The 5,870-nt window shown below is 56.6% G+C and carries 3 protein-coding genes; all 3 read left to right on the forward strand.

The features are described 5' to 3' along the window. Positions 1-174: 174 nt before the first annotated feature. Positions 175-3,690, forward strand: coding sequence for a hypothetical protein (locus FEM54_RS22315; protein WP_138453065.1), 3,516 nt, complete (start codon positions 175-177; stop codon positions 3,688-3,690). Between the two features lie 212 nt (positions 3,691-3,902). Continuing rightward, entirely contained in the window at positions 3,903-4,268 is a 366-nt protein-coding gene (locus tag FEM54_RS22320) for a response regulator (protein WP_138453067.1), read from the forward strand. A gap of 284 nt (positions 4,269-4,552) precedes the next feature. After that, a partial coding sequence (locus tag FEM54_RS22325) for a DUF1254 domain-containing protein (protein ID WP_138453069.1) occupies positions 4,553-5,870 on the forward strand: 1,318 nt, incomplete at its 3' end.

A 5,870-nucleotide genomic window follows, 5' to 3' on the forward strand; every position in this document is an offset into this window, starting at 1 on the left:
CCTACAGGCTGCGAGTGAGTTACACGCCAATTCGGGCCGGTTTCATCAGACCCCTTACATACGTGCATACAGATGCGGCGGAACGTAGGTGAAGGGTTGCGGCACTCAGGACAGCGCCTCACGAACACGGAAGATCTTTTGGAAGGCGTCTTTTTGCCCCCCAAGGTACCCCCAATGAGCATAACCGCCCCTACCCGCACACTGGCAGACAACCCCAGCGCCTTTGTCGTCGAAGCTCCCGCGCCAATTGCGCAAGACGCTTCACACACGGTCACTACAACCGCCTCAGATTCCCCACGCGCGGTTCAAACACCTGCCCCCGCCACCTTGCGCACACAACTGGCAGACCAGCAGAACCTGCGCAACCTGGCCGAGCAACTGCGCGGCATTGATACCCGGACGTATGGCAAGCCCGTTACCCCGGACAATGTCTCATTCGGGTTGAACAATAGTCGTCTGACGCCCCATAAAGACTCGGCGTACGCCCACGTGCAGCCGGCAGCGCAAACCCTGGCGACAGTGATCACGCACTTGGGTTTTGAACTGCCGCGCACGGTCGATGAGATGGCGGCACTCGCGCAGAAACTGGAGCAAAAGGCCTTACAGCACCCCCTGGGTGATTTCGGTGGCGCTCTCACCTGGCCAATTCCCATGGCGAAGGCGGACCAGCACAGCATTCGCGCCTTCCTCAAATCCGACACAACAGGTTTGCCAGGTTTGCCGTTGCCACCCCATGGCAATGGCGTACTGACCTATCTGCTGCGCGGCAGTTCGGTCAGCCAAAGCGACTTGCAAGACCCGACCGTGACGATACAAAAGCTGCTCGACTCGCCTAAGGCCCGAGCACTCGGCCTGGCTTTGCAGGCCCACCTGCAGGGCGCGGCCACGGACAACAGCCTCTACGACTACGTATTAGCGGCGATTCACCTGGGGCTCGACCCGGATTCACTCAGGGCACCTGAGCGCAACAAAATCGCCGAATGGCCTTTGCATGCCCCTGATCACTGGGGGCAGCGACCCTCAGAGGTTACCGCGTGTTTGAGCCGTCATCTTGAGAAAAATGGCCGCGCCAATTCCAGCACGGTCAAACTCGCTACCCATCTGTTGCTGTCCAGGGTAGCGCCGCAGTTTCTGATTAAAGATATTCCCGACAGTGTAAAAATCGGCAGCGTGGCGTGGTTCAACCTGACGGTTGCGGCCGCGGCTATCGAAGCCGAGCGGCCAGGTACCGTCGCCAATATGACCTTTGCCGAGGTCATGTGCGATGCACAAAAATGTGCACCATCGGCTGCGAATGCGCACGCTCAGACCCGCGCACTGGTGGATTGGGGAGTCGCCAACGGTGTATTCGTTGCAAATGCAGAGGACAGCTATAGCCCCGAACGACTCAATACCCTCAAGGATGAATTCAACAGACAAGTCAACAAGCGGTTGGTTGCCAGCCAGACATTGGACAAAGCACTACCCACGCGAGAAGGTATTGCGCGGACCAAGCTCATCGAGCGATTTGGCGACCTCGGAGCGCTTTTCGACTTGAAGGTGCTCGGTACAGACCCGTATCGCGGGGAGCCCGGTCAAGTCGGGCTGGGCGGCATGCATTCGCTATTGGACATCGCCATGATGGACATACCGAATCCGCGCCCCTTTATGTCAACTGACCCGCGTATCCCATTGGAAGCCTTGAACAGTAACCCAAGGTTTGGCGTCCAGGAGGCGTTCGATCAGCAATTTGCACGCGCAATCGCTGATAAAAAGGACGCGGTCGCTACGACCGTTCAGCACATGATCTCCCAACTTCTCTTAGAAGACCGAGAAAAATTCGATTTCGGGAAGCTCGAGTTTTTTTATGAGCGCACATCCAGGCTGTCGACCGGCTTCTGGGGCAGCACGCCAGATAAAAATCAACCGGAACTGTTGGTCAAGGTTGAGCTGGAGGGGCAGATAACTACCTACGAAATCGACCTGAACCGCGGCACGATTGAAGAGGTGCCGCTGTCCAGGATCACGCAACCCAAGCCAATGATTGCCAACAGGGTATTTACCGTCAATCAGGTCAAGCTCGAGGGGGCAGACAGTCGTCTGAGCACGGAGCAACCGGTAAAGGACGGCCCCTTGGATAGCTTCAATAGCGAGCGCTCCCATCGCATAGGCACAGTATTTGCCGAACACCTTGAACTCGACGACCCCGCGATAAAAGAACTGGCGCGCGGCCAGACCACCCTGGATACATTGCAGGGCGGGCCAAAACCACTGAGTAATTTCCTGTTAAATCTGATTCCTTTCAGATCAGCTGTCATCAACTTTCAGAACGGCAACTATGGCGATGGAATATTCGACCTGACACTGGATATCTTCGGGTTCCTGAGTGCCGGTGCCGCCACCGCAGGAAAATTGATCAAGATAGGCGGCTCGGCTCTTTCCACGGGCGCCAAGGGGTTAAAGGCCGTCCAGATTATCGGCGCCTCCACGCTCGGCCTGCTCAACCCCGTGAGTGGTTTGGGTGATTTGGCGGTTGGAGGCCTCAAGCTATTGGGTAAAGGCGGCAATTACCTGTTGTCCAAAGGTGCCGATGCTATCAGCGCGCTCAAGGCAGCCAGTAATACCCACGGCATAGTGGCGACGGGGACCTTCAAACTTGCAGGGCGGACTGCTGAAGGGGCCGCGGTGTTTCAAAAGGGCAAGTGGTATAGCTATAACCCTGGCACGCAACAACCGTATGGTACCGGGCTCACCGATTTCAAACCTGTAACCGTCGCGGCCAATGGTGAAATAAACAACAACTTCATAGATTGGCTGGCCACTTATGTCGCTCCCGTACCAAATGCAACCGGAGATCAGTTCAGGCAAGCCTTACAGGCAGCGCAACAAAGCAACCCAGTTGCTTACGCTCGAGGTCTTTCCGGGGTTGTCGACGATATCCCGGGCTATCACTCGAGCATGAGGGTCTCGCAGATAAAAAGCTTGGCCGTCAGCAAGGCCGGGAATCCCGAAGCCATCGGCACATTGGCCAAAGAGATAGAAAAGCGCATGGCGATCCAGAGTCTTGAGAGCTTCAAGACGTTTGAAGCGGAAGTACTGGCCGAAGGTGGCAAGGCCTACATCATGCCGCAGAACTTCTATCTCAGCCAAACTGACCTGGCGTCCAATGGTGAGTGTGCAGCCCTGGTGAATACGATGGCGCTGGCCATTCTTAACAACCGCAGGGACGCCTTCATCAATAACTTTTTCAAAGCCGCCAGGAATGCTAACGACACCAAGGTTCGGGCCTTTCGCAAAGAGCTGAACGAAATGCATCAGGTGCTCCGCGAACAGTTTCACGGTATTCAACGCGTCAGCCAAGTGCCGTATACCGACGTTGCTGCGCGTTTAAGTACCGCAAGCCCTCCCACGCTCCTGAAGATCAGCACCCAGAACCATGGGCTTCTGGCGGGCGTCACGCTCGATAAAAACAACCAGAAGGAATGGTTTTTCTTTAATCCAAACTTCGGTCTTGCAACTTTTCCAAATGAAGCCTCAATGCGAAAAGGCTTGGAAGTCTCCTTGAACAGCGGGAAGACGGCGGGCACCCTTGATCCCGTGGCGGTGACCAAAGGTGTGCCGGAGTACCACATCAGCGAATTCAGTGATGGAGACTTTGTTATGACGGTGCCCTACAACAAACCGTATGCCCTGTTTAACACCACACTTTGACTTTCGCTTGACCCCCTGGTGTCAATGGCCCGCTTGTAGCGTGTCATTGACGCATTGCCCGCTCAGCACACCGCCTGCATGCCACGCGACATTTGCCCCCTTTCCCTTCACAATGCCCCACCAATGGAACTTGCCGAGATGGCCGTGACTCAGTAGAGAACGGTCTTACAACCGACAGACACCTGCCCTTCCATTTTTCAGGAATTCCCCCTATGTGCGCTGCCCCCTCCACCATCCTTGTAGTCGAAGACGACGCCATCGTGCGCATGCTGATCGTCGATGTACTCGAAGAGTTGGAGTTCTCGGTGTTTGAGGCTGCAGACGCCGAAGAGGCCCTCAAGTTGGCTGAAGATGCCGACAAGCATATCGACCTGATGATGACCGATATGGGCCTGCCAGGCATGAGCGGCAAGGATCTGGCCACCCAAGTACGCGTGCTTCGCCCTAGCCTGCCGATCCTGTTCGCCAGCGGCTATGCCGAAAGCATCGACGTACCCGCAGGTATGCAGGTAATTGCCAAGCCGTTCTCCATTGATCAACTGCGTGACAAGGTCAAATCGATGTTGCCTGCCGCTTGAGGGCACTGCCTCACAGGCAATGCCCACAACTGCGGCACTCAAAACCGTGAACACCCCCACATCCACTACATTCCCATCGACTGGGCACGGGCAGGGCCTGGAAAGCCGGCAGTCATATCCTTGGCGCTTTTGTCGAACCGCCATGGACAGTGGCACGCAAGGCCGACGGAGTCACTCAGTTCACGTTGTTTGCAGGGATTAACGTGACGTTCGGCCAATAAAACAGGAAACTCTGGGCTTTGATCCCACGCCCTCTAAAAAGCACTCAGGAAGGACGCAACAACATGATTGGAAAACCGACGCGCCTGCTGTTGGCGAGCCTCTCGATACTCATGAGCACCGGCGCCTGGGCCGATTTCACGGCGACCCCGACTGAAGCCCGGGCCATTGCCAAGGAAGCCTACCTGTATGGCTACCCGGTAGTGGAGATGTATAAGACGCTCTACACCCAGGCCGTTGATAAAGGCGGTGCCAACTACAAGGCACCGTTCAATCATATCGGCAACACCGCCCAGGTGTTCACACCCAGGGACACCGCATTCGTCACCCCGAACTCGGACACACCCTACTCTTTCGTGTGGATGGACCTGCGCAAAGAGCCGTTGGTGCTGACGCTGCCCAAGATTGAAGACAACCGTTACTACTCGGTGCAGTTGATCGATCTATACACCCAGAACATCGCCTACCTGGGCACCCGCAGCACCGGCAACAATGGTGGCCACTACATGATCGCCGGGCCGGACTGGAAAGGTCAGCAACCTGTCGACGTCGATCGCGTGATCTACAGCGAAAGCAACATTGCCTATGCGCTGTACCGCACGCAGCTGTTTGATGAAAAGGACTTGAACAAGGTCAAGCAGATCCAGAATGGCTACAAAGTGCAGCCGCTGAGTGCCTACGTGAAACAGCCTGCGCCGGCCAAAGTAGCGAAGATCGAATGGCCCAAACCCATGGCAACCATGACCGAAGGCCCGCAGCTGTTTCGCTACCTCAACTTCATGCTGGCCTTTGCCGCGCCTCAGGACAGCGAGAAAGACCTGATGACGCGCTTTGCCAGGATCGGCATCGCCCCCGGCGCGCCCTTCAAGGTCAAAGACCTGACCGCTGAACAGCGCAAAGCCCTGGAAGATGGGATTGCCGATGGCCGCGCTGAGTTCGCCGCGTTCAAGAAAGACAAAATCGACACTCACCAAGTCACCAGCAGCGACCTGTTCGGCAGCCGTGACCGCCTGAAAAACAACTACCTGTACCGCTATGCCGGCGCAAACATGGGGATTTTCGGCAACTCCACCGACGAAGCCATCTACATGAGCTACTTCGTCGACAGCGAAGGCAAACCGGCCAACGGCGCACGCCACAGCTACACCGTGCACTTTGCCAAGGACCAACTGCCACCGGCCGAAGCGTTCTGGTCGCTGACCATGTACGACGCCAAAACCAAGCTGCTGGCGCCCAACCTCAAGAAGCGCTACCTGATCAACTCAGCGATGCTGCCCAACCTCAAACTGGACGCCGACGGTGGCCTGACCTTGGCCTTGCAGCATCACGAGCCGCCAAAGGCCGAACAGAGCAACTGGTTGCCGGCCCCGCCCGGTCCGTTTT

The sequence above is a fragment of the Pseudomonas edaphica genome (assembly GCF_005863185.1).
Classification (GTDB): domain Bacteria; phylum Pseudomonadota; class Gammaproteobacteria; order Pseudomonadales; family Pseudomonadaceae; genus Aquipseudomonas; species Aquipseudomonas edaphica.